Source organism: Oleiphilus sp. HI0043 (assembly GCF_001634935.1).
The window spans coordinates 1-445 of the sequence record NZ_LWEY01000746.1 but is presented as its reverse complement, the minus strand read 5'-3'; the positions used below and the strand labels follow the sequence as shown (position 1 = coordinate 445).

Here is a 445-nt window from a genome sequence, read left to right as displayed (position 1 = left end):
CTCAATATGTCTTCTTATTGGCCTTCACTGGCACTACAAAACACGAACAACATCATCCCTTTCCCTGCTTCTAAAGCGGTATAAAGGTGATGCTATGTCTCTATCAACTTTATGGCTTTACCTCCACTTCCCTTCACTACAAATCGATAGCCTGTTTTTAAACCAGGCAGCATGCAATCAGGACGAACAGCAAGCCGTTATCGTAATCAATGGTCAAAAAAACATCGTAGTTCAAGCCAATGATCATGCCCTACAGCAAGGTATTCATTTGGGAATGGGGCTAGGTAGCGCTGCCTCCTTATGTCGTGAGCTCTGTGTGCATGCTTATGATCCCGAAATAGAAAGAAAGAAACTGCTTGAAATAGCTCACTGGCTCTATTTAGTCACCTCCGACATAAGCCTTTGCGGTTCAAATGGTTTGTTGTTACGGGTCAGTAATATGTTG

Annotated in this window: 1 protein-coding gene; it reads left to right on the top strand. The window is 43.1% G+C overall.

The annotated features are described in order from the left end of the window. Positions 1-94 precede the first annotated feature (94 nt). The coding region (locus A3729_RS08605) for a hypothetical protein (protein ID WP_197475705.1) at positions 95-445 on the top strand (351 nt) is incomplete at its 3' end.